The 20,023-nt window shown below is 67.2% G+C and carries 19 protein-coding genes; 10 read left to right on the forward strand and 9 right to left on the reverse strand.

From position 1 onward, the window contains the following. Positions 1 to 48: 48 nt before the first annotated feature. Positions 49 to 1,014, forward strand: a complete 966-nt coding sequence (locus tag NNX37_RS04190) for a hypothetical protein (protein ID WP_255791041.1) — start codon at positions 49 to 51, stop codon at positions 1,012 to 1,014. Positions 1,015 to 1,085: 71 nt separating this feature from the next. On the opposite strand, the gene NNX37_RS04195 is transcribed toward NNX37_RS04190, so the two are convergent. Further along, positions 1,086 to 1,970: a dihydrodipicolinate synthase family protein gene (locus tag NNX37_RS04195; RefSeq protein WP_255791042.1), complete on the reverse strand. Its 885-nt coding sequence runs from the start codon at positions 1,968 to 1,970 to the stop codon at positions 1,086 to 1,088. Between the two features lie 239 nt (positions 1,971 to 2,209). Here NNX37_RS04195 and NNX37_RS04200 point away from each other — a divergent pair, with 239 nt between their 5' ends. The 9 genes from NNX37_RS04200 to NNX37_RS04240 all read left to right on the forward strand — a co-directional run bounded on the left by NNX37_RS04200 (position 2,210) and on the right by NNX37_RS04240 (position 11,349). Continuing rightward, positions 2,210 to 2,644 carry a DUF1345 domain-containing protein gene (locus tag NNX37_RS04200; protein WP_255791043.1) on the forward strand — a complete coding sequence of 145 codons (435 nt, stop codon included), beginning with the start codon at positions 2,210 to 2,212 and terminating at the stop codon, positions 2,642 to 2,644. Between the two features lie 33 nt (positions 2,645 to 2,677). Continuing rightward, positions 2,678 to 3,931 (forward strand): glycosyltransferase 87 family protein, encoded by a 1,254-nt coding sequence (locus NNX37_RS04205; RefSeq protein WP_255791044.1) that lies wholly within the window; start codon positions 2,678 to 2,680, stop codon positions 3,929 to 3,931. A 120-nt stretch (positions 3,932 to 4,051) separates the two neighbouring features. After that, entirely contained in the window at positions 4,052 to 4,864 is an 813-nt protein-coding gene (locus NNX37_RS04210) for a mycofactocin-coupled SDR family oxidoreductase (RefSeq protein ID WP_255791045.1), read from the forward strand. Positions 4,865 to 5,035: 171 nt separating this feature from the next. Continuing rightward, a complete protein-coding gene (locus tag NNX37_RS04215) occupies positions 5,036 to 6,055 on the forward strand; it encodes a VOC family protein (protein WP_255791046.1) in 1,020 nt (339 codons plus the stop codon). Between the two features lie 4 nt (positions 6,056 to 6,059). Next, the gene (locus tag NNX37_RS04220) at positions 6,060 to 7,037 is read left to right on the forward strand and encodes a fumarylacetoacetate hydrolase family protein (RefSeq protein ID WP_255791047.1); all 978 of its coding nucleotides are present in this window, start codon (positions 6,060 to 6,062) and stop codon (positions 7,035 to 7,037) included. Between the two features lie 65 nt (positions 7,038 to 7,102). Further along, a complete protein-coding gene (locus NNX37_RS04225; RefSeq protein WP_255791512.1) occupies positions 7,103 to 8,044 on the forward strand; it encodes a cyclase family protein in 942 nt (313 codons plus the stop codon). A 44-nt stretch (positions 8,045 to 8,088) separates the two neighbouring features. Continuing rightward, entirely contained in the window at positions 8,089 to 9,216 is a 1,128-nt protein-coding gene (locus tag NNX37_RS04230) for an FAD-dependent monooxygenase (protein WP_255791049.1), read from the forward strand. Continuing rightward, positions 9,213 to 10,334, forward strand: coding sequence for an amidohydrolase family protein (locus NNX37_RS04235; RefSeq protein ID WP_255791050.1), 1,122 nt, complete (start codon positions 9,213 to 9,215; stop codon positions 10,332 to 10,334). The genes NNX37_RS04230 and NNX37_RS04235 overlap by 4 nt, the downstream gene beginning before the upstream one ends. After that, complete coding sequence (locus NNX37_RS04240) at positions 10,327 to 11,349, forward strand: fumarylacetoacetate hydrolase family protein (RefSeq protein ID WP_255791051.1); 1,023 nt, start codon at positions 10,327 to 10,329, stop codon at positions 11,347 to 11,349. The genes NNX37_RS04235 and NNX37_RS04240 overlap by 8 nt, the downstream gene beginning before the upstream one ends. Before the next feature lie 22 nt (positions 11,350 to 11,371). On the opposite strand, the gene NNX37_RS04245 is transcribed toward NNX37_RS04240, so the two are convergent. From NNX37_RS04245 to NNX37_RS04280, 8 genes are all read right to left on the reverse strand, one after another. Further along, positions 11,372 to 12,328 (reverse strand): LysR family transcriptional regulator, encoded by a 957-nt coding sequence (locus NNX37_RS04245; protein ID WP_255791052.1) that lies wholly within the window; start codon positions 12,326 to 12,328, stop codon positions 11,372 to 11,374. 9 nt (positions 12,329 to 12,337) lie between these two features. Beyond that, entirely contained in the window at positions 12,338 to 13,408 is a 1,071-nt protein-coding gene (locus NNX37_RS04250) for an ABC transporter permease (RefSeq protein WP_255791054.1), read from the reverse strand. Then, positions 13,408 to 15,051: a sugar ABC transporter ATP-binding protein gene (locus tag NNX37_RS04255; protein WP_255791056.1), complete on the reverse strand. Its 1,644-nt coding sequence runs from the start codon at positions 15,049 to 15,051 to the stop codon at positions 13,408 to 13,410. Before NNX37_RS04255 ends, NNX37_RS04250 begins: the two co-directional genes overlap by 1 nt. Further along, entirely contained in the window at positions 15,051 to 16,223 is a 1,173-nt protein-coding gene (locus tag NNX37_RS04260) for a sugar ABC transporter substrate-binding protein (protein ID WP_255791057.1), read from the reverse strand. The genes NNX37_RS04255 and NNX37_RS04260 overlap by 1 nt, the downstream gene beginning before the upstream one ends. Positions 16,224 to 16,454: 231 nt before the next feature. Further along, positions 16,455 to 17,012 (reverse strand): GNAT family N-acetyltransferase, encoded by a 558-nt coding sequence (locus tag NNX37_RS04265; protein WP_255791058.1) that lies wholly within the window; start codon positions 17,010 to 17,012, stop codon positions 16,455 to 16,457. 244 nt (positions 17,013 to 17,256) lie between these two features. Next, the gene (locus NNX37_RS04270; RefSeq protein ID WP_255791060.1) at positions 17,257 to 17,778 is read right to left on the reverse strand and encodes a MarR family winged helix-turn-helix transcriptional regulator; all 522 of its coding nucleotides are present in this window, start codon (positions 17,776 to 17,778) and stop codon (positions 17,257 to 17,259) included. Further along, complete coding sequence (locus NNX37_RS04275) at positions 17,778 to 18,674, reverse strand: alpha/beta hydrolase family protein (RefSeq protein ID WP_255791061.1); 897 nt, start codon at positions 18,672 to 18,674, stop codon at positions 17,778 to 17,780. Before NNX37_RS04275 ends, NNX37_RS04270 begins: the two co-directional genes overlap by 1 nt. Positions 18,675 to 18,807: 133 nt before the next feature. Beyond that, the gene (locus NNX37_RS04280) at positions 18,808 to 20,001 is read right to left on the reverse strand and encodes an AMP-binding protein (RefSeq protein ID WP_255791062.1); all 1,194 of its coding nucleotides are present in this window, start codon (positions 19,999 to 20,001) and stop codon (positions 18,808 to 18,810) included. Positions 20,002 to 20,023: the final 22 nt, after the last annotated feature.

Consider the following 20,023-nt stretch of genomic DNA (forward strand, 5'->3'; position numbering starts at 1 on the left):
GATGAGCTGGTCCGGCACCGCCCTGGCTTCAGTCTCGAAAGGCATCCCATGAACCGCAACCGCCTCTCCCCTGTCCTGTCCGCATCCGCCGCCGCACCCGGCGTCCCGGCCCGCCGTCGTCGCTACCTGGCCGGCCTCGGGGCCATCGCCTTCGGAGCCGCCGCGCTCACCGGCTGCGCGGCCGAGGCAGCGCTGACCCCGGTCGCGGATTCCTCCTCCGATCCGTTCGAGGCGTATCTGGCCGAAGACATGGACGTCATCCACTTTGCCCAGGATGTCCTCCGCTTCCAGTGCTACGCGGACAACGGCTACCCGGAATACGAGTCCTTCATCCCCGAGGAACCGGCAGTGCAGTGGCGTGCTGATCTGCTGGACCAGCTGACCGTCGCGGACGGGTTCTTCGACAGTGTCCAGGACGCCACGGCCAGCGGCCTCCGCGGTGAACAATCCGACCCGTCAACGGCCAAGGTCTTTGTGCACGATGACGCCTTCGAGGCCGTCGCCGAAGCCTGCAACACGAAGGCCTGGGCAGCCTTGGGGAAAGACGCCGAGCAGAGCCTCGTTGATTACAACCGGCTCAGCAGCAAGCTGGCCGGCGGCCTGGCCGACCGGACGTTTGAGGCACTGGCACCCCTCCAGCAGGAAGTGGTCCAGTGCCTGGTCGACGCCGGGGAACCGGTGAAGCCGGCGTCCGACAAGCTGTACGGCTTCACGTCGGACATCGAGCTCGGTGCGCCGGTGGAATATCCGGAGCGCAGCGGCCCGAAGAAGACGTCCGGGGTGGAGATCATTCCGGCCGACGTCGAAATCACCTATGCACCTACTCCCGCGGAAGCAGCCCTGGCCGTGAAGTACTACAACTGCTCCCTCGAAACCGGCGTGCGGGACGAGTTTGCGGCCCTGATTCTTGAGGCCAAGAAGGAAGCTGTCGCCGAGCACGCGGCGGAGCTGGAGAAATCCAACCCCCGAATCGCCGAGCTTGCTGACACTGCCCGCGAAATCACCGGCCGTTAGCCCCTCCCCGACGCCGGTGCCCGCCCGAGTGACGGGCACCGGCAGCGGCGGCTCCCCGTCGGCGGTGCCCGTTAGGCCGAGTCCAGGCCGCTGAGCACCAGCGCGAGCCGGGCCTGCGCTGCTTCCCCAAGCGGCTGCAGCGGTGCCGGCAGATTGTCCTGCGGCAGCAGGTCCAGCTGCGCGGCGATCGCCGAAGTCACGCGCAGGCTGCCGAACTCCGCGAACAGGTTCCAGAGCGGTTCCAGCTGTGCCGACAGCTGCCGGACGGTGCCGGCATCCCCCGCCTGTGCGGCCCGGGTGATCGCGAGCGCCCGGTCCGGCAGGATGCCTCCCAGAACACTGAACCAGACGTCCGCTCCGGCGCTCAGGGCCGGGCCGGAGAACTCGTCGCCGCTGACGCCCAGCGCAACCTTTGCGGGCAGCACGGCCCGGACCTGCCGGGTTCGTTCGGCTGCCTCTGCAACAGGGCGCGGCGGAATCTTCACAGCCTCGACGTGCGGCAGGGCGCCTATCCGGGCATACAGCTCATCCGTGAAGGCGAACCGGGTGGTGGTCGGATTGTCATAGATGCAGATGGGCACCGAACTGGCCGCGGACACCGCTTCAAACAGGCCGGCCACTTCGTCCTCGGTCAGCGGCTGGTAGGACACCGGGGCAAGCAGCAGCCCGGCGGCCCCGGCATTCTGTGCATCCTCGGCTCCGCGCAGCACGTCCGAGGTGCGCAGCGCGCCGATGCCAACGATCACCGGCACGTCACCGGCGGCCTGGACCGCGGCCTCCGCCACGCGGCGTCGTTCTTCCCGGGACAGGTAGGCGTAGCTGCCGGTGGAACCCAGGGCGCCGATGGAATCCGCTCCCGCCTCTGCCGCCCGGCGAACCAGCGCAGCGGACAGGTCCAGATCGACGGTGTCATTGATGACCGGGGTCAGGGGAAAGGCGGACAGACCGGTGAACACGGGACCTCGCTTCAGCGTCGGGTAACTGACCGGCCCAGCACACCACGTGGGCGCAGCGCCGCGGCGGTGGCACGCCGATGTCACTTCTTGGTCAGGACCACCCCGGCCAGCATCGCCACCGCTCCCCCAAGCGCTGCCGCCGGGGCGGCCGGGCCCGGGTGGGGCACGCCGTCCTGAAGTCGGCCCGCAGGGGATAGAGCCCACGGCCGGGGGAACGCCGGCGAGCGAATCCCTGCGGTTTGTCCCGTTCCCTGCGATCTGTCCAGTTCCCTGCGCCGCGCAGCGCAGGGATTGCCACAAACCGTAGGGTTTCCCCCAAACCGAGGGAATGCGGGCTCTATCTGGTCCTTCCTGGTCTGATCAGCAGCACACTGGCCGGCGGGCTCACCGTAGCGGTGGTGCTCAGTGCCTGGCTGGTCACGGTCTCCACCTACGCCGTGCACTACGCCCGGCTGGACAGCGCCGAGGACTCGTTCGACCTGCCGGGCTCTGCGCCAGGCCCGGTCTTCGCCGACTATTACTACTTGGCCGCGCAGATCGCCACCACCTTCTCCTCCTCCGACGTCGACGTCCTGACCACCCGGGCCCGCACCACCGTCACCGGACAGTCCTACATTGCCTTCGCCTTCACCACCTTCATCATTGCCCTGCTGATCACCCTGCTCTTCCAATAACCTGCCGGAACGCCGGCGTCTAAACTGGCAGGCATGGCCTTATCAACGGCGGACTCCCGCGCGGACCCGGCACCCAGTACCCGCACCCGGATTCTCTGGTTCGCCCTCGGCCTGCCCGCCGCGCTGGTCCTGGTGATCCTCGGCGCGCAGATCCACGGCCTGGATTTCACCGTGTACCGCGAGGGCGCACGGGCGTTCCTGGGCCTGGGCGAGCACCGGCTCTATGATCCGAGCCTGGTCCAGACGGACACCCGCGGCCTGCCGTTCACGTATCCGCCCTTCGCCGCCCTGCTGCTGACACCGTTCGCGCTCCTGCCCGAGGCCGTCGGGCTGTTCCTGCTGACCGCGACGTCATGCCTCTGCCTGGTGCTGACCGCGTTCCTCGTCTCCCGCTATCTGCAGGAGAACAAGGTGCTGCCGCCGAAGCTGCGCACCGCCCTGGGCGGCAGCGCCGGCGTCGCCGTCCTCGCCACCCTGCTGATCGGAATACTCGGGCCGTGGCGCGAAGGCCTGGGCTTCGGGCAGATCAACCCGATGCTCATGCTCCTGGTTCTGGCGGACCTGCTCCGCCCGGCGTCGTCCAAGCTGCCGCGCGGCATCCTCATCGGGCTCGCGGCCGGCATCAAGCTCACCCCGCTCGCGTTCGGGCTGATTTTCCTGGTCCGCCGCGACTGGCGGGCCATCCTGACCATGGGCGCCGCGTTCGCCGCCACCATTGCCGTCGGCTGGCTGGCCTCCCCGGAGCAGTCCCGCACGTTCTGGCTCGACTCCCTCTTTGATTCCACCCGCGTCGGGGACACCACGGACATGTACAACGTGTCGCTGAATTCCTTCCTCGCACATCTGGGCACCCCCGACGCGCTGCAGCGTCCGCTCTGGCTGCTGGCCAGCGCCGCCGTCGTCGTCCTGGGCTTCTTCGCCATCCGCCGCTCGGACGCCCGTGGTGACACGGTGGCGGCCATCAGCGCGAACGCCGTCGTAATGCTCGCAATCTCCCCGATTTCCTGGTTCCACCACTGGGTCTGGATCGCCCTGGTGCTGCCGGCGCTGTGGGTGGCGGTACGACGACGGCGGGCCGGGGTCCGTGCTGCCGGCACCGCGCTGCTGGTGGCGCTGGTGCCGGTGTTTATGCTGTCCTCGATCACCGTCACCATGATGCTGACCGGCGTCGTGAGCGGCCAGGGCCCGGCTGCGCTCGAGCTGTTCACCGGCCTGGGCGTGGTGCTGCCGGTCGCGGCGCTGGGGTTCTGGGCGACCGCGCCGGCACCGGCGCGTTCGGCCGTCTAAAAGCGAACCGGTGAAAATCGAGTACATTCTGCTCCCCACCGGATGGCAACGCATGTTAGCTTGTCGGGCACTGTCGGGAATCAACGGCGTTTCCTGACTCGACGCATGAAGGAGTCCCTCATGGGCAAGCTCGACGGAAAAGTAGCATTCATCACCGGTGCGGCACGAGGCCAGGGTCGAAGCCACGCTATCAAGCTGGCGGAGGAGGGTGCCGACATCATTGCCGTCGACATCTGCAGCCAGATTGAGTCAGTCGAATACGACATGGCGACCCCGGAGGACCTTGCCGAGACGGTGCGCCTCGTCGAAGCTCTCGACCGCCGCATCTTCGCCCAGGAGGCTGATGTACGCGACCTCGCCGCGCTCGAGAAGGCGGTCAAGGAGGGAGAGGTTACGGTCGGCCCCATCGACATCATCCTGGCCAACGCAGGCATTGCACCTATGGGACTGAGCGGTGATCGCGAGCAGCCTTTTCTCGATGTCATCGACGTCAACCTCACAGGTGTCTACAACACGGTGATTGCTGCGGTGCCAAGCCTCATCGCGAAGCAGGCGGGCTCCATCGTCCTGACGAGTTCCACCCAGGGCCTCAAGGGAACCGGGGGCAACGGTGGAGCCGGAACCGGCTATGCCGCCGCCAAACACGGAGTCGTGGGGCTCATGAGATCGTTCGCCAACTGGCTCAGCCCGCAGAACATTCGCGTCAACTCGATCCACCCGACGGGAGTCGCGACCCCCATGATCCAGAATCCGGTCCTCGAGAAGCTGTTCGCTGACAACCCGGAAAGCGGCGATGCGGTCAAGAACCTGATGCCTGTTCCGTGGGTCGAGGCGGTCGATATCTCCAACGCGGTTGCTTTCCTGGTGAGCGACGACGCCCGGTATATCACCGGCGTTACCCTCCCCGTGGACGCGGGCTTCAACGCTCGATGAGGCCGAGGGGCCCGCGTGTGGAGGAGGCCGGTCGGGCCCTTCGCCGCGGGCCCGCTCCGGCCATCCACCGCACGGATACCTGACATAGGGAAAGAAGACTTCCGCGGATATATGATCGGCGTCACAGTTAGGTTCTGAATTACTCAGCAACTAACGAATGTGAGTACGCCTGTGGAACGACTCCTCTCCCATCTGGCACACCTGGAAATCACCAGCCCCGACGTTGACGCCTCCACGCGTTTCTACGTGGAAAAGTTCGGCATGCACCTGGTTGATTCCGTCGACGGCGCGTCCTACCTGCGCTGCTGGGGCGACTACTACCGGTACAGCCTGGTGGTACGCCCCGGAGACGAACCGTCCCTGGCGTCCATGGCCTGGCGCACCGCCTCCGCAGAGGCACTGGAAGCGGCGGCAGCGAACGTGGAAGCCGCGGGCGTGCAGGGCGAATGGATTCCGGGCGGGCACGCGCACGGCAAGGCCTATCAGTTCACCGGCCCCTACGGGCACCCCATGAAGCTGGTCTATGAGGTGGAGCAGTACGTTGCCGAGCCCGGCTTCGAATCCACCTATCCGGACCGGCCCGAGCGCCGGAGCAGCCACGCCGCCGCGCCCCGCTTCCTGGACCACGTCACCATCGCCAGCAGCGACGTCCGCGGCTTCGCCGACTGGTACAGCACCACACTGGGCTTCCGGATCATGGCCTTCACCACCCTGGACGAGGCACCGATCACCGTCTTCTCCGTGCTCACCACCAATGAAAAGTCCCACGACCTGGGGGTTGTCCTGGATACCTCGGGCCAGCCGGGCCGGGTCAACCATATTGCCTTCTGGGTGGACAGCCACGAGGACCTGCTCCGCGCAGCGGACGTGCTGATGGAAAACGGCACCCCGATGGAATACGGCCCCTCCATCCACGGCATCGGCGAGCAGAACTTCCTGTACTTCCGGGAGCCGAGCGCGCTGCGGGTGGAACTGAACTCGGGCGGCTACCGCAACTACGTGCCGGACTGGGAACCGCGGACCTGGACGCCTTCCCTCGGTTCGAATAACTTCTACCGCAACGGGAGCATGCCGCATTCCCTGACCGAATCCTTCCCCCTCGCGGACGGGTTCACCGCCACGGAGGAAGGCGTCTCGGACGAAATGAAACAGGCCCTGATCAACCCCTACGCCCAGCATGGCCAGGGCTAAGGCGATGACATATTCACTGATCACCTTCCGGGACCCGGCCACCGGCGATGCCCGGACCGGTCTGGAATCCGCGGGCCGTGTCCTGCCGCTGACCGACGCGAATCTGGATCTGCCCGGCAACGACGAGCCCACTCTGGAGTCCGTCATTGAGCACTGGGACAAGGCCGAGGGCCAGCTGGACCGGCTCGCGGAAGGCGCTGCCGGCGGCTCCGTGGACTGGCTCGACTACGCAGACCTCACCGTGCTCGTTCCGCTGCGGCCGCAGCAGATTCTGCAGGCCGGCGCGAATTACCGCCAGCACGTCATTGACCTGGCGGTGGCGCACCGCGACGGGGAGGGCACCGACGAGGAAATCCGCGCGCGGACCGCCGCCACCATGGACCGGCGGGCAGCCGAGGGCACCCCATACTTCTTCATCGGCCTGCCGACGGCGATGGCCTCTGCCACCGAGGACCTGGTCCTCCCGGGCTACAGCCGGGCGCACGACTGGGAACTGGAACTTGCTGCCGTGGTCGGCAGACGTGCCTTCCGCGTGAACCCCGAAGAGGCCCTGGACTACGTCTTCGGCTACACGATGGTCAATGACATCACCACCAGGGACCTCGTATTCCGCAAGGACATGCCTGCCATCGGCAGCGACTGGTACCGGTCCAAGAACGCCCCGGGTTTCCTGCCGACCGGTCCCCTGGTGCTGCCGGCCAAGTTCGTCGAAAATCCGCAGGACCTGATGGTTACCCTGCGGCTCAACGGCGACACCATGCAGGCCGAATCGACGGCGGACATGCTCTTCAGCGTGGCCCAGCTGATTTCGCATGCCTCCCAGCAGATGCCGCTGCTGCCCGGGGACCTGGTCCTGACCGGCAGCCCGGCCGGCAACGGAGCGCACTGGGGCCGGATGCTCCGCGACGGCGACGTTATGGAAGGCACCATCACCGGACTGGGCACGCAGCTCGTGCACTGCAGGGATGAGGTGGCACCGTGACCGGAGTTAATGCCGAAGACCGCGAGGTGATCCGCCGGGACGATGCGCTGGGGAGCATCGAGGCGATGGCCGCCGCGCACAACAACTGGGGCCGCTGGGGACCGGATGACGTCCTGGGCACCCTGAATTTCATCGACGAGGCGAAGCGGGTCGAGGCCGCCGGGCTGGTCCGCACCGGGCAGACGTTCTCCCTCTCCCAGCCGTTCGACACCAACGGCCCCCAGAAGGGCTGGCGCCGCCGGACCAACCCGGTGCACACCATGACGGATACCGGCACCGATGCGGAGTTCGGCGACCAGGGGTTTCCGCACGGCATCGGCGGAGCCGACGACTACATCGCCATGCCGCTGCAGTGCTCCACGCAGTGGGACGGACTCGGCCACATTTTCGACCGCGGAAAGGCCTGGAACGGCCGCCGCGCCGGTTCGGTGGTGACCAGCGAAGGGGACCTGGTCACCGGGATCCAGACCGCGGCGGCGCAGATCGTGACCCGCGGCGTGCTGCTCGACGTCGGGCGGGCGCTCGGGCCCGCGCTGGGCAGTGACGACGGCGAGCTGCCGGACGGATACGCCATCACCGCCGAGGACATCGAAGCGACCATCGAGAAGCAGGGGCCCAGCTCGGCGGTCCGGCGCGGGGACATCGTGGTGCTGCGCACCGGCCAATACGCCCGAACCCTGCGCCAGGGGTGGGGCGAGTACGCAGGAGGTCCGGCGCCGGGACTGTCCTTCGGCATGGCGCCCTGGCTGCATCGAAGCGAGATCGCCGGAATAGCCACCGACACGTGGGGCTTCGAGGTCCGGCCCAATGAGTTCGACACGGCGTTCCAGCCGCTGCACCAGATCGCCATCCCCAACCTCGGCCTCTTCCTGGGCGAAATGTGGGATCCGGAGCAGCTTGCCGCGTCCTGCGCCGCCGACGGCCGGTACGACTTTCTGCTGACGGCGGCTCCGCTGCCCATCACGGGTGCTGTCGGCTCGCCGGTCAACCCCATCGCCGTGAAGTAACCCGCTACATAATCCGCCGGAATGAAAACAAAGGAGTTTGCATCATGGCAGCTGTGAGCAAGGTAGGCATTGTCGGTTCGGGCGCGGCCGGGTTAACGGCGGCGATTCTGCTGGCCGACGCGGGCGTGGATGTGGAAGTCCTGGAGAAGGAATCCGGTCCGTCCCCGCTCGGGTCCGGGATCACCCTGCAGGGCAACGCCCTGCGCATCTTCCGCCAGCTCGGCATCTGGGAGGAAATCGCCACCAAGGGCTTCGCCTTCAGCGAGCTGGGCCTCCGCGCCCCGGATCCTGCGGGCACCGTGCTCTCCGTGGTTGACGACGTCCGGACCGGCGGGGCGGACCTGCCCGCAACGCTGGGGATGTACCGGCCGGACCTCGCCGATGCCCTCCGCCGCCGCGCCGCCGACGCAGGAGTGCGCATCAGCTACGGCAGGAAGGTCAAGGGCGTGGAACAGGACGGCGGAACGGTCACGGTCATTACCGACGACGGCGAGCGCCTTCCCTACGACCTGCTGATCGGCGCGGACGGGCTCCACTCGGCAGTGCGTGCGGCGATCGGCATCACCACCGAACCGCAGCCCACCGGGATGGGCATCTGGCGGGCGTTCGTGGAACGGCCAGCCGATGTGGTCCGCACCGACCTGACCTATGGCGGGCCCTGCTATATCGCCGGGTACTGCCCCACCGGCCAGGACAGCATGTACGCCTACCTGGTTGAGGATGCCCAGGACCGCAGGGTCGAGGACGGGCCGCAGATCATGGCCGGTCTCGCCGCGGCCTACGGCGGGCCATGGAAGGAAATCCGGGCCAGCCTGGACCACAGTGCGAGGATCAACTACACCCGGTTCACCACCCATCTGGTGGACGGACCCTGGCACCGGGGCCGGGCCGTGATCATCGGGGACGCCGCGCACAGCTGCCCTCCCACCATTGCCCAGGGTGTTGCCCTGGCCGTGGAGGACGCTGCGGTCCTGGCCGATCTGCTGACCAGCCGCGACGAACTGGATGACAGTCTCTGGGCGGCCTTCACGGAGCGGCGGCTGGAGCGGGCCAGGACCGTCATCCAGGGATCGGTGCAGCTGGGGCAGTGGATGCTCGACGGGCAGATCCGGGACGCCGACGTTCCGGGCGTGATCGCAACGGTGGCGGCAGCCGTAAGCCAGCCCGCATGAGCGGGCAGCAGTCCGGCGCCCCGGTGGTGGACGTGCATGCCCACGTCCTGCTGCCCGCGCTGCAGGAGTACGTGGCGGCCAGCGCTCCGGCGGAGTTCGCCGCCGCGCAGGAGCTCGATGCCCGGCGGCAGGGACCCGAATCGCTGACAGTCTCCGGCGCCATGATCCGGGACCGCTGGCCGCGGCTGGTGGACCTCGCCCGCCGGCTCGCGGACATGGATGCCGCGGGCATAGACGTGCAGCTGGTGTCCCCCTCGCCGTCGCACTATTACTACTTCGCCGGTCCCGGGCTTGCGGAGGAAATCGCCCGCCGGGCCAACACCGCCGTCATGCAGCTGGTGGCGTCCGCCCCCGACCGGCTTGCCGGACTGGGACTCGTTCCCCTGCAGCACCCGGAAGCCATGGTGTCCGCCCTGGACCACGCGGTGCTGGACTGCGGCCTGCTGGGGGTCGAGATCGGTTCCTACGCGCCCGCCGTTGACCGTCTTCCCGGGCAGGAACCGAACGCCGGGACCGTGGAATTGTCCGACCCCCGGCTGGAACCTTTCTGGGCCCGCGCCGAAGAACTCGGCGCGCTGGTTTTCCTGCATCCGTTCGGCTGCTCGCTGGATGAGCGGCTGGACCGGTTCTACCTGGCCAACACCGTGGCGCAGCCGGCGGAGAACGCCGTCGCGCTCTCCCACCTGATCTTCTCCGGCGTGCTGGACCGCTATCCGAAGCTGCAGCTCCTGGCCGCGCACGGCGGCGGGTACCTGCCCACCACGCTCGGCCGGTCCGACCACGCCTGGCGGATCCGGCCGGACGCACACGGGTGCGCCGCCCCGCCGTCGTCCTATCTGCGCCGGCTGTGGTTCGACTCGCTCACCCACAGTCCGGCCGAACTGCGGGCCCTGGCCGGCGCCGCCGGAACGGACCGGATCCTGCTGGGCTCCGACTATCCGTTCGACATGGGCTCCGAAGACCCGGCAGGGGAGGTCCGCGCCGCGGGCCTGTCCCCTGAGGAGGAACAGCGCATCCTCGCAGGCAATGCCGCCGCGCTGGGGATTCGGCCCGGCTACCGGGCCTCCGCCCCGGCCATGAGTGCACCGCGCACGGAAGGACACGGAAACGATGGTTAAGATCGCACGCTGGAACGACGGCGGGGAGGTCCGCTCCGGCTTCATCCATGAGGACCGGGCCTACCCGCTGCCCGCCGGACAGACCGTCAACGATCTGCTCGACGAGGGGCTGGAGGAGACCCTGGCACTCGCCGAACGGACCATCGGAGGGGCCGCGGCCACCGGCGACGGCGCGGCGCACCCGCTGTCCGGCGTCGTACTCCTGGCTCCGCTGGTGCCCGCCACCCTGCGCGACTTTGTGGCCTTCGAGGAACACGTCGAGGGCATGCGGATCAGCATCGACGGCGCCGCCGGCGTGATGGAGGAGTGGTACCAGGCCCCCACGTTCTACTTCAGCAATCCGCACACCATCCGTGGCACGGGTGAAGAGATTCCCATTCCGGCCGGCTGCAGCCAGCTGGATTTCGAAACGGAGGTCGCCGCGGTCATCGGCCGGGCCCCCGGCAGCAGCGGCACCAACCTCAGCGCCGAGCAGGCGCAGCGGCACATCTTCGGGTACACGGTCTTCAACGACTGGTCCGCCCGGGACCTGCAGCGCCGGGAAATGAAAGTCAGCCTGGGTCCCTGCAAGGGGAAGGACTTTGCTGGCACCCTGGGCCCCTGGATTGTCACCGCCGACGAATTCACGGACCGGCAGGACGCCGACGGCTTCCTCGGGCTGCGGATGAGTGTTGACGTCAACGGTTCCCGGGTGGGCGAGGATCTGCTCTCCAACATGGGCTGGCCGTTCGCCGAGCTGGTGGCCTATGCCTCGCAGGACTCCGTGGTGCTGCCGGGAGATGTGCTGGGATCGGGTACCTGCGGCAGCGGCTGCCTGGCCGAGCTGTGGGGCCGCCACGGTTCGCAGACGCCGCTTCCCCTGCAGACCGGGGACACCGTCAGCATGACGGTGGAAGGCATCGGCACCATCACGAACACTGTGGGCACCCGCCGCGAAGCATCCACCTTGGTGCGTGCCCGTCCCCGGCAGCGGTTGCCGCGCAGTTACGACGGCGCCGCGGCGGCGCGGGGCTGACTCCGGGCGCGGGGCTGAACCGTCAGGGCCGCGGTCTCCCGGCGACCTCCGCCAGGCGGGTCACGACGGTACTCTCCGGGTGCCGCTGGGCGCAGGCGCGCTGGACCACTGAACGGAGCCACAGGCTCGCCGGGTCTTCGGCCCGGGTGGGGTGCCAGAACATGGCCTCCACCAGCACAGGTCCCGATTCCGCGGGAAATTCGATGATCGAAATCCCTGCTCCCCGCTGCGATTTGAGGGCGAGCATTTTCGGAACCACCGCCACCAGGTCCGTCCCTTCGACGAGCAGCGGGAGGGCAAGCAACCCGGATACCTGCGCGGCGACCCGGCGTTCAACCCCCAGCGTCTCCCAGAAAAGGTCCGCAGGGGTTTTGATCGATGCGCCGAAGTTGCCCACCGCGTGCGGAAGCCCGCCCAGATCCTCCGCACGGAGGGGGTCCGCCTGCAGGATGGGGTTCCCGGAATCGACCACCGCCACAAAACTGTCCCGGAAGACCGCCTTTTTCTCCCCCGGCAGGAAATACCCGGTGGGTCCGACCATCAGGTCGCAGCGGGTGAAATCTGCCTGGTGCAGGGGCATCGCTTCTCCGGAGACAACGTTCACGCTGACATCGGGTGCCTCGACCTGCAGGATGCGGCGCAGCGGTTCCAGAACCACCGTTGCTGCGTAGTCCGACGCTGCAATGGTGAACTCTCGGTCGCTGGTGAAGGGATCGAACCTGCTCCGGATGCCGGTGACCCGGTCCAGGCCCTGCAGCGCTTCGTCCACCAGCGGGATCAGGTCCTGTGCCAGCGGGGTCAGCTCGAAGTGCCTGCCGGAACGGACGAGCAGCTCGTCGTCGAAATAGCGGCGCAGCCGGGAAAGGGCGGCACTTGTAGCCGGTTGACTCAGCTGAAGGTGTTCCGCCGCCCTCGAGACATTGCGCAGCCGGAGCAGGGCCTGAAGCGTCGGCAGGAGGTTCAGATCGATGTACTTCATGCCCTGCCGCTACGTCCCTTGGCCCGAACGACGCCGGCCGAGATAACTGGACAGCCCGACGGCCACAAGAAGCGCCACGCCGTTAAAGACCTGGTCCACCCAGTTGGCAGCGCCGCTCAGTGTCAGGCCGCTGACGCTGACCGCCACGAACAGGACTCCGAACACGGTTCCGACAACGTTGAAGCGGCCCGGCAGTATGGCGGTTGCTCCCAGGAAGACAGCTGCCAAGGCAGGGAAAAGCAGGTAGGTTCCATTGTCCGCATTGGCCCCGCCCGTTCGTGCCGCAAGGATGACTCCTGCCAGCCCGGCCAGAGTGCCGGAGAGGCAAAAGGCAGTCTGTGTGTACCGGCGCAGCGGCAGGCCCACCAGGACGGCGGCTCGGTTGTTGGACCCAATGGCGTACAGGGCGCGGCCGAAGGGAGTATGTGTCAGGAGATACCAGGCCAGGAAAGCTAGCGCTGCCACCACGAACACCACCCGAGGCAGGCCCAGCCAGCTGCTGCTGCCGAACGTCGTGAACGCCGGGTCCACGCCGATGATGGCTAGCCCGCCGGTGTACCACTGGATGAGGCCGCCCAAGAGTGTGGCCATGCCAAGGGTGGAGACGAAGGCGTTCATACCAAAGCGTGCCACGAGGAGCCCGTTTACCGCCCCCACAACCGCAGCTACTGCCACTCCGAGCAGGCAGGACAGCCACAGCGGCAGCGAGAAATGCGCCATGGAGGCTGCAGTGACAACGCTGCTCAGGACCGCGATACCGCCAACCGAGAAATCAAAGTGTCCTGCGACAAGGGGAAATATCAGGGCGAGGGCGACAAGGGTGACGACGGACTGGTTTGCCAGCACCACGGAGACGTTGGCTCCGCTGAGAAAGATGGTGGAGCTGGCCGGCAAAATGCCAAAGAAGGCGATGATCAGGACCAGAAGCAGCGGCAGGGCAAAACGTTCCAGTTGCGCGCCCAGAAGCCGCCCTCCCGCCCTGCGTTGCGGCCCGGCGTGGGAGCTTTCCGACCCAGCCTGGCCGGGAACTTTGGCCTCCCGGGTCTCGAGGGATCCTGCCGGTGTGTGACTGCTGTCCATTAGTCTTCTGATCCTTCTTGAGGGGCACGGACGGTGTGATTTGCGGCCATCACGGCAGCGGCAAGCGCGCTGCGTCCGGTGTCCGCGGGGTCAAGATCGGCGACGATTCGGCCTTCCACCAGGACCAGGATCCGGTCGCACAGCTCGGCGAGTTCGTCGAGGTCGCTGGAGGCCACCAGCACTCCGCACCCTTGTGCTGCGATGTTCCGCAGCGACTGGTAGATATCCCGACGGGAGGTCACATCGACTCCCTGCGTTGGTTCGTCGAGCAGGAGCAGCCGGGGTTTTCGCCGCAGCCAGCGTGCCAGGATCACCTTCTGCTGGTTGCCGCCGGAGAGCCTGCTGATCGGGATCTCTATTCCGTCAGCGCGAACCGAATGGTCGGCCAGCAGCCGGTGGGTCTCATCACGTTCCATCCGCAGGTTCATCACGAGCCTGCGCCAGTAGCGCCCGATAACGGTGGCGGAGGCGTTTTCCCTTACTCCGAGGTCCAGGAAGGCTGCGTCCCGGTGGCGGTTTTCCGGTACGAAGACGACACCTGAACGGACAGCGTCCGCGGGAGAGGACGGTGCATGGGGCTCGCCGTCCAGGCTCATGCTTCCGCCGGTCAGGGAGGTGTCTCCGAAAACTGCGCGCAGGACGGTAGAGCGCCCTGACCCGGCCAATCCGGCCAGGCCCACGATTTCTCCGGATGCCACCGAAAGGTTTACGCCTGTCAGGGGGTATTTGGAAAGATCCCTTCCTTCGAAGAGAGGGATCCGCGCGACGGCTCCCGGCGGCGCCGGAGTTCGAAGCACAGCTTCGCTGCTGGCGGGTCCGGCGGAAAGACCGGCGCCCGACATCATGGCAACGATGGCAGCGATGGACGTGTCAGCTACGGGCCCGCCGCCGGCAACGACGCCGTCGCGGAGCACTGTTACGTGGTCTGCAACTTCCTGGATTTCACGGAAACGGTGCGTCACCAGCACAATTGTCTGCCCGTGGTTGGCACGGGCGCGCAGTGCCGCCATCAGTTCCCTGGACTCGTCCTCGGCGAGAGACGCCGTCGGCTCGTCCAGCAGCAGCGTATATTCGCTGTCCTGCTGGTCGGCCAGGGCTCGTGCCACAGCCACCATGGTTTTTTGGCTGGGCCGCAGCGCCCCCAATCTGTCGGTTGCTCGGGCCGCTATGGCGTACTGCGCAAGCAACCCGTCCACCCGGTTCTGCAATTCCCGCCAACGGATTCCGTGCAGCGGATTGGTGGGGAAGCCCGCGTCCAAGGCGAAATTCTCCGCCACACTCAGGGAATCGAACAGGCCAAGGTCCTGATGAACAAACCTCAGTCCGGCGGCACGCGCGCGGCGCGGGGTCACCTGCCGGGCCGGAAGGTTTTCTCCGTGGATGCTGATCGTGCCTGCATCAGCCTGGTATACGCCGGCGAGGCACTTGATCACTGTCGATTTGCCCGATCCGTTGCCCCCGAGCAGCGCATGGATGGTTCCGCCGTTGACCGTCAGGTCCACGCCCGAGAGTGCAGTGGCGCCGGCGAATGACTTCACCAACCCGTGTGCGGCCAAGGCAACCGTCCCTGTTTGGTCATCCACACGTTCCGTGCCCGCGGCTGCCGCAGGCACGGAACGGCGGTTTTCGTTATGAGCAGCCACTACTTGCCCCAAGCCTCCAGATAGGCCTGCTTGAAATCGATTTCCGGGTTGTACGTGAAGGGGGTGCCGGCGGAGGGCATGTTGGTTTCCGCGTCCACCACCTGGAGCCCCACACCGGAGGCGGCAATCTCCTGACCAGCCAGCAGCCGGAGAGCGGTGTCCACACCGGACCAGCCGTCCCACTCCAGGCTGAAGGTAACGGATGCATCCTGGCCTTCGCCGGCCGCAATCAGGTCCAGGTTGCTGCGTTGACCGAAGGTGCCGATGACGGCCAGCTCGTCAGAACGCTGGGAAGACACAATGGCCTGCGAGAGCCCTGCCAGGAACCAGCCGTCCAGCGGAACGGAGATTGCATTGGCGTCCGGCGCCTGGAGCAAGGCGGTGGAGAGCTTCTGGGCCATGGTGCCGCTCGCCGCGTCCTGATTGCTCAGCTGCAGTGTTCCCACGACTTCGCAGGTGTCGCAATCCGCAAGTTCGGCGTTCAGGCCGGCGCTGATCCAGGGTCCGAACCTGGCGTCGGCGAACGTCACTTCCAGCAGCTTCAGATCACCGTCGGTCTGGCCGATCAGCCAGTCTGCCTGCAGTTTGCCGACCATGTTCCACCACTGCTCGTTGTCCAGCCCGTCCAGCTTCTTGGTGATGCCGGAGTACAGCGGCTCGCCGCCGTCGATGTCACAGTCGTTTGCCCCGACCCCCACCGTAGTAATTCCTGCTGCGCGGGCCTCCTCGAGGGGGCCTTGGAAACTGGAGCAGTCCTGGCCCATCACTAGGATGACGTCCGCGTTGGCACCCACACCCTGACGGATGCAGCTGGCCCAGCCGTTGGGATTGAGTTGGCCGTCACAGACGTTACTCTGCCAGCCGATGGCTTCCGCTGCATCCGCTGCGGCCTGGGCAGGTGTCGAGCAGGTCACCTGCGACTGTCCGCAGGAGACAATCCAGGCCGTGAGGCCTTCAGGGACTGGAACCGATTCGGTGGGCGGGGTGCCGACCGTACCCTCATAGGCGGCAGCCAAAGCGTCGGTGTTCCCGGAGGTGGCTGCCGAAGCGGTTGGTGCCTCAGCGGGTTCATTCTCTGCAGTTGCCGTACTGCAGGATGCTAGAGCGAGGCTGGCTATCAGCAAGGCGCTGAGTGCGCCCCGAACCTTCATTCTCGGCTTCATGCTTCTCATCGGGTCTCCATTGACAGTCAAAGTTGAACGTGATGCACATCACGTTTCAACCACTGTGAAGGAGCCGGACTATATGAGGAAGAGACTAATGGGGGATACCTCGTATTTGCGAAACGGATAACCACGTGTGCGGACTACACAAAAGAACATCTGGGCCGGCTGTTAACGGGAGGCTCTGCCGGGGATGGGAACCAGGAACCGAGGCGGGACTGACCGTAGTCTTCTCAAGCGCTAGGACGGGTCTCCGCCGGAATTCCCCGGCCAGCCCACGGACAAGTACATCTCCGGCACGCCGGCATACTCCCGGTCCAGTCCGGGAAAGTGCGTCAGGCCGGCGGCGAGGGCGGTCCGGCGCGAGCCGGTGTTCGTCGTCGTCGTGCGGGCCAGGATCGGCAGCTCCGGCAGCAGCGCCCGTCCGCGGCGCACTGCTTCACCTGCTCCCTCCGTCGCGTAGCCCCGGCCCCAGACCGCCGGGTCGTAGCGGTAATACAGATTCAGGATGGTCCGGCCGTCCACCATTGCGCGCTGCAGCCCGGTGAATCCGACGACGATGCCCGGCGCCTCCCGTTCGGCCACCGCCCAGTAGCCAAAACCCTCCCGGTCCCAGTGGTCCAGGAAATCCTGCTGGGACCTTGCCGCGGATTCCACCGTCGGGGTATGTGGATTGTGCCGGTTGGTTCGAAGGTCCGTATGGATCCGGATGGCGGCATCGTAGTCCGCGCGTTCGAGGCGGCGCAGCAGCAGCCGCCCGGTGGTTACGGGGGTCCAATCGGTCGGGTCTTGGCGCATGCGCCCATCCTAAGCAGGGCCTCCCCCGGTTCCTGGCGCCTTGGCTCAACTACCGACGGCAATCTACGCACTGACACGTCCGCAGCGGCAGAAAGGCCAGGTCCTGACCGGCCGGGCAAAGTCCTGTCTGGCCCTGTCCCTTGTCGGTGCGCTGGCAATTCTGGTTGGAACGGCCCTGATATTAATCAGCCCCTAGGCCAACCCGGGACGCTGCGGACGGCGGGGTATCCCTCACGGACCCGGACTAATCCAGCACCCGCCCCACGTGCTCCAGCCAGCGCGCGACGACGGCCAGCTCCTGGGCGCTGAACCCGTCGGTGATCTTCCCGTTCAGCTCGCCCAGCGCCGACTGTACGACGCCGAGCGCCGCCTTCCCGTCGGCGGTCAGGTTCACCCGGATGGTCCGGCGGTCCGCCGGATCCTGCGCCCGGGTGAGAAGCCCGGCCTTTTCCAGCCGGGACAGCAGCCCGCTCAGCCCGGCCGGGGAGGCGTCCACTGCTCCGGCCACCTCGCCGGTGCTCGCGCCGGGACGGGTGGCCAGATACAGCAGCACCCCGGCGGCTGCCGCGCTGATCCCGCGGTCCTCGCCCCGGCGTCCGATCCACCGGCGCAGCCTCCGCTCGGCGGTCAGCGTCAGGAAGACCAGCCGCGGCGGGCGCCGCACTCCGCCGTCGTCCGTCCCGCCGGCGGCCCCGCTGCCCGCCCCGCTGCCCGCCCCGCTGCCGCCCGTCCAGCCGCTGTCCGGCCCGCCGGCGGCGCCCTGCATCACAGCTGCTTCGCGATCCGTCCGTCCAGCCAGGTGAGGACCTCGGGCCACAGCTTGTCCTTGACTCCGCGGCGGAAGAAGCCCATGTGTCCGATCGCGGGCACCCCGGCGTCGTCGGGCGAGTAGGTGCGCCGCTCCAGCGGAGCGTTGGTGAGCCGGCTGTAGATGGCGTTGATCTGTCCCGGCGTGGCCCAGAGGTCGTCGGTGAAGCCGATGGACAGGACCTCGGCCTTGACCCGGGCTGCGCGTTCGGCGGCGTCCATGCTCGGATCGTCGAAGAAGTAGTTGGGCCGGCGGGACCAGGAGCTCCACTCGAGCATGGCACCGCCGGGCATGTCCTCGCCCAGGCCCATTTTTCGGCCCGGCACTGCGCCGAGCAGCCGGCTGGCAAGTGGACCGAGGACCCGCAGGACCAGTCCCACGCGCAGCCGTTCCTTGGGATCCTGAATGGCCTTGGTGACACCGGCGTGCGAGGCCACAGCCACGAATCCGAGCAGTCCGTCGGTGCCGTTGCCCAGGGCCATCGCGTGTCCGCCGATGCTGTGCCCGACGGCCAGGCGCGGCAGCTCGGGGAACCGCGCGGCCATCCAGCCCGCGGCAGCGGGCACGTCCTGGCTCATCCAGTCACGCATGCGCAGCGTCCGGTTGGCCTTCGGGCTGCCGGACGCGCCGGTGCCGCGGTAGTCGTAGGTCAGCACCGCGTAGCCGTTTTCGGCCAGGTATTCGCTGAAGCCGGTGTAGAGCCGTTCGGCTACCGCTGTGGCCGGATGGACGACGACGGCGGCGCGGGGTGCGGCGTCGGCCGGCAGGCGCAGGGTGCCGGCGAGCGCACCGCCCGCGGGGACGGGGATGCTGATCCGTTCGGACGTGACCGCTGCCACACTATTATTTCGCATGCGAAGTAATCTACACGGGACAGAGGGTTTCGGATACCCGGCAATCGAAAAGGCATTAGTTACCGTTTTCAGGTCGAAAAGCGGTAACTAATGCTCTTTCGATTCTCCGGAGGGGTTTTGCGGTGCCGGACTGTCAGGTCTCCACACGGCCGACGACGTAGATGTTGCCCTGCTCATCCAACCGCGCAAGGTCGCCGGTGTGAAGCCAGCCGTCCGCCAGTGCCGCAGCCGTTGTTTGAGGGTCGTTCCAGTAGCCCAGCATGAGCCCCTCGCCGCGGGTGACCAGCTCACCGACCTCGCCTTCAGGAACGTCGTTGGCAGCACCGTCCAGAATGCGCACCTCCATCCCCGGTACCGGTTGGCCGACCGATCCAGAGCGCCGCTCCGGAACCGGAGCATTGAACGAGACCAAGGCTTCGGCCAGCCCATATGCCTCCAGGACCTGTAAACCGAAGGCCTGTTCGACGCCCTCCAGGCTCTCGCGCGGCAGCGGCGCCGTACCGGAGATTCCCCAACGCACACTGGATGTATCGGCCTCCCCCAGGGCCGGATGCTCCAGCATTGCCGCGTACATCGCCGGAATCCCGGCGAAGATGGTGGCCCCATCCCGCTCGATTATCTGCAGCGCGGTTCCCGGTTCGAACCGCGGCAGCAAGCTGACGGAAGCTCCCGCCACTACGGCCGCGTTCATCACCAGGGCCTGCCCGAAGCCGTGGAAGAGCGGCAGTCCCCCAAAAAGCACGTCGGAGTCCTGCACCGGCAGCAAGCCGCTAGCAGCATCGGCGGTGCTGCGCAGATTGGCGTGCGAGAGCGTGGCACCCTTGGGCGGACCCGTGGCTCCCAAGGTGTAGAGGATGACGGCGGCGTCGTTATCGGCTCGATCCACCACCCCCGGACGCGGCGCCGCGGCGGCGAGCAGCTCACGGAAGCTGCCGGTGTTCACGGGGATGACATCGGCGCCGGCCTCCGCTGCGCCGTCGTCGGCATGGGCAAGGATGTCCTCGTAGCCGAAGGCAAAGAGCAGCCGGGCACCGGAATCCGCCAACTGGTGCGCGATCTCCCTGGCAGCGAGCAACGGGTTCATCGGCACTGCAACCGCCCCTCGCCGCAGGATCCCGTAGTACAGGGCGGCCATCGGCGGAACATCGGGCAAAAGAAGCGCCACCCGGTCACCGGACCCGATGCCGCGGGCTGCAAGCAAACCGGCGGCACGGGCACTCAACTCATCCAGCGCCGCGTAACTCATCACACTGTCGCCGATCCTCAGCACGGGACTGTCCGCTGAGCGGGCTGCGGTATCGCTGAGGATACTGGCGAGATTCGGCACGGCAGTCTCCCTTGGTCCGACG

This window comes from Arthrobacter zhaoxinii, from assembly GCF_024385505.1.
Taxonomy (GTDB): Bacteria; Actinomycetota; Actinomycetes; order Actinomycetales; family Micrococcaceae; genus Arthrobacter_B; species Arthrobacter_B zhaoxinii.

Excerpts from the sequence above, each read along its gene's own strand:
- NNX37_RS04225 (WP_255791512.1), top strand. The coding sequence starts at position 7,103 with ATGGCCGCCGCGCACAACAACTGGGGCCGCTGGGGACCGGATGACGTC.
- NNX37_RS04205 (WP_255791044.1), top strand. The coding sequence starts at position 2,678 with ATGGCCTTATCAACGGCGGACTCCCGCGCGGACCCGGCACCCAGTACC.
- NNX37_RS04245 (WP_255791052.1), bottom strand. The coding sequence starts at position 12,328 with ATGAAGTACATCGATCTGAACCTCCTGCCGACGCTTCAGGCCCTGCTC.
- NNX37_RS04210 (WP_255791045.1), top strand. The coding sequence starts at position 4,052 with ATGGGCAAGCTCGACGGAAAAGTAGCATTCATCACCGGTGCGGCACGA.
- NNX37_RS04230 (WP_255791049.1), top strand. The coding sequence starts at position 8,089 with ATGGCAGCTGTGAGCAAGGTAGGCATTGTCGGTTCGGGCGCGGCCGGG.
- NNX37_RS04270 (WP_255791060.1), bottom strand. The coding sequence starts at position 17,778 with ATGCAGGGCGCCGCCGGCGGGCCGGACAGCGGCTGGACGGGCGGCAGC.
- NNX37_RS04235 (WP_255791050.1), top strand. The coding sequence starts at position 9,213 with ATGAGCGGGCAGCAGTCCGGCGCCCCGGTGGTGGACGTGCATGCCCAC.
- NNX37_RS04275 (WP_255791061.1), bottom strand. The coding sequence starts at position 18,674 with ATGCGAAATAATAGTGTGGCAGCGGTCACGTCCGAACGGATCAGCATC.
- NNX37_RS04240 (WP_255791051.1), top strand. The coding sequence starts at position 10,327 with ATGGTTAAGATCGCACGCTGGAACGACGGCGGGGAGGTCCGCTCCGGC.
- NNX37_RS04220 (WP_255791047.1), top strand. The coding sequence starts at position 6,060 with ATGACATATTCACTGATCACCTTCCGGGACCCGGCCACCGGCGATGCC.
- NNX37_RS04250 (WP_255791054.1), bottom strand. The coding sequence starts at position 13,408 with ATGGACAGCAGTCACACACCGGCAGGATCCCTCGAGACCCGGGAGGCC.
- NNX37_RS04190 (WP_255791041.1), top strand. The coding sequence starts at position 49 with ATGAACCGCAACCGCCTCTCCCCTGTCCTGTCCGCATCCGCCGCCGCA.
- NNX37_RS04265 (WP_255791058.1), bottom strand. The coding sequence starts at position 17,012 with ATGCGCCAAGACCCGACCGATTGGACCCCCGTAACCACCGGGCGGCTG.
- NNX37_RS04260 (WP_255791057.1), bottom strand. The coding sequence starts at position 16,223 with ATGAGAAGCATGAAGCCGAGAATGAAGGTTCGGGGCGCACTCAGCGCC.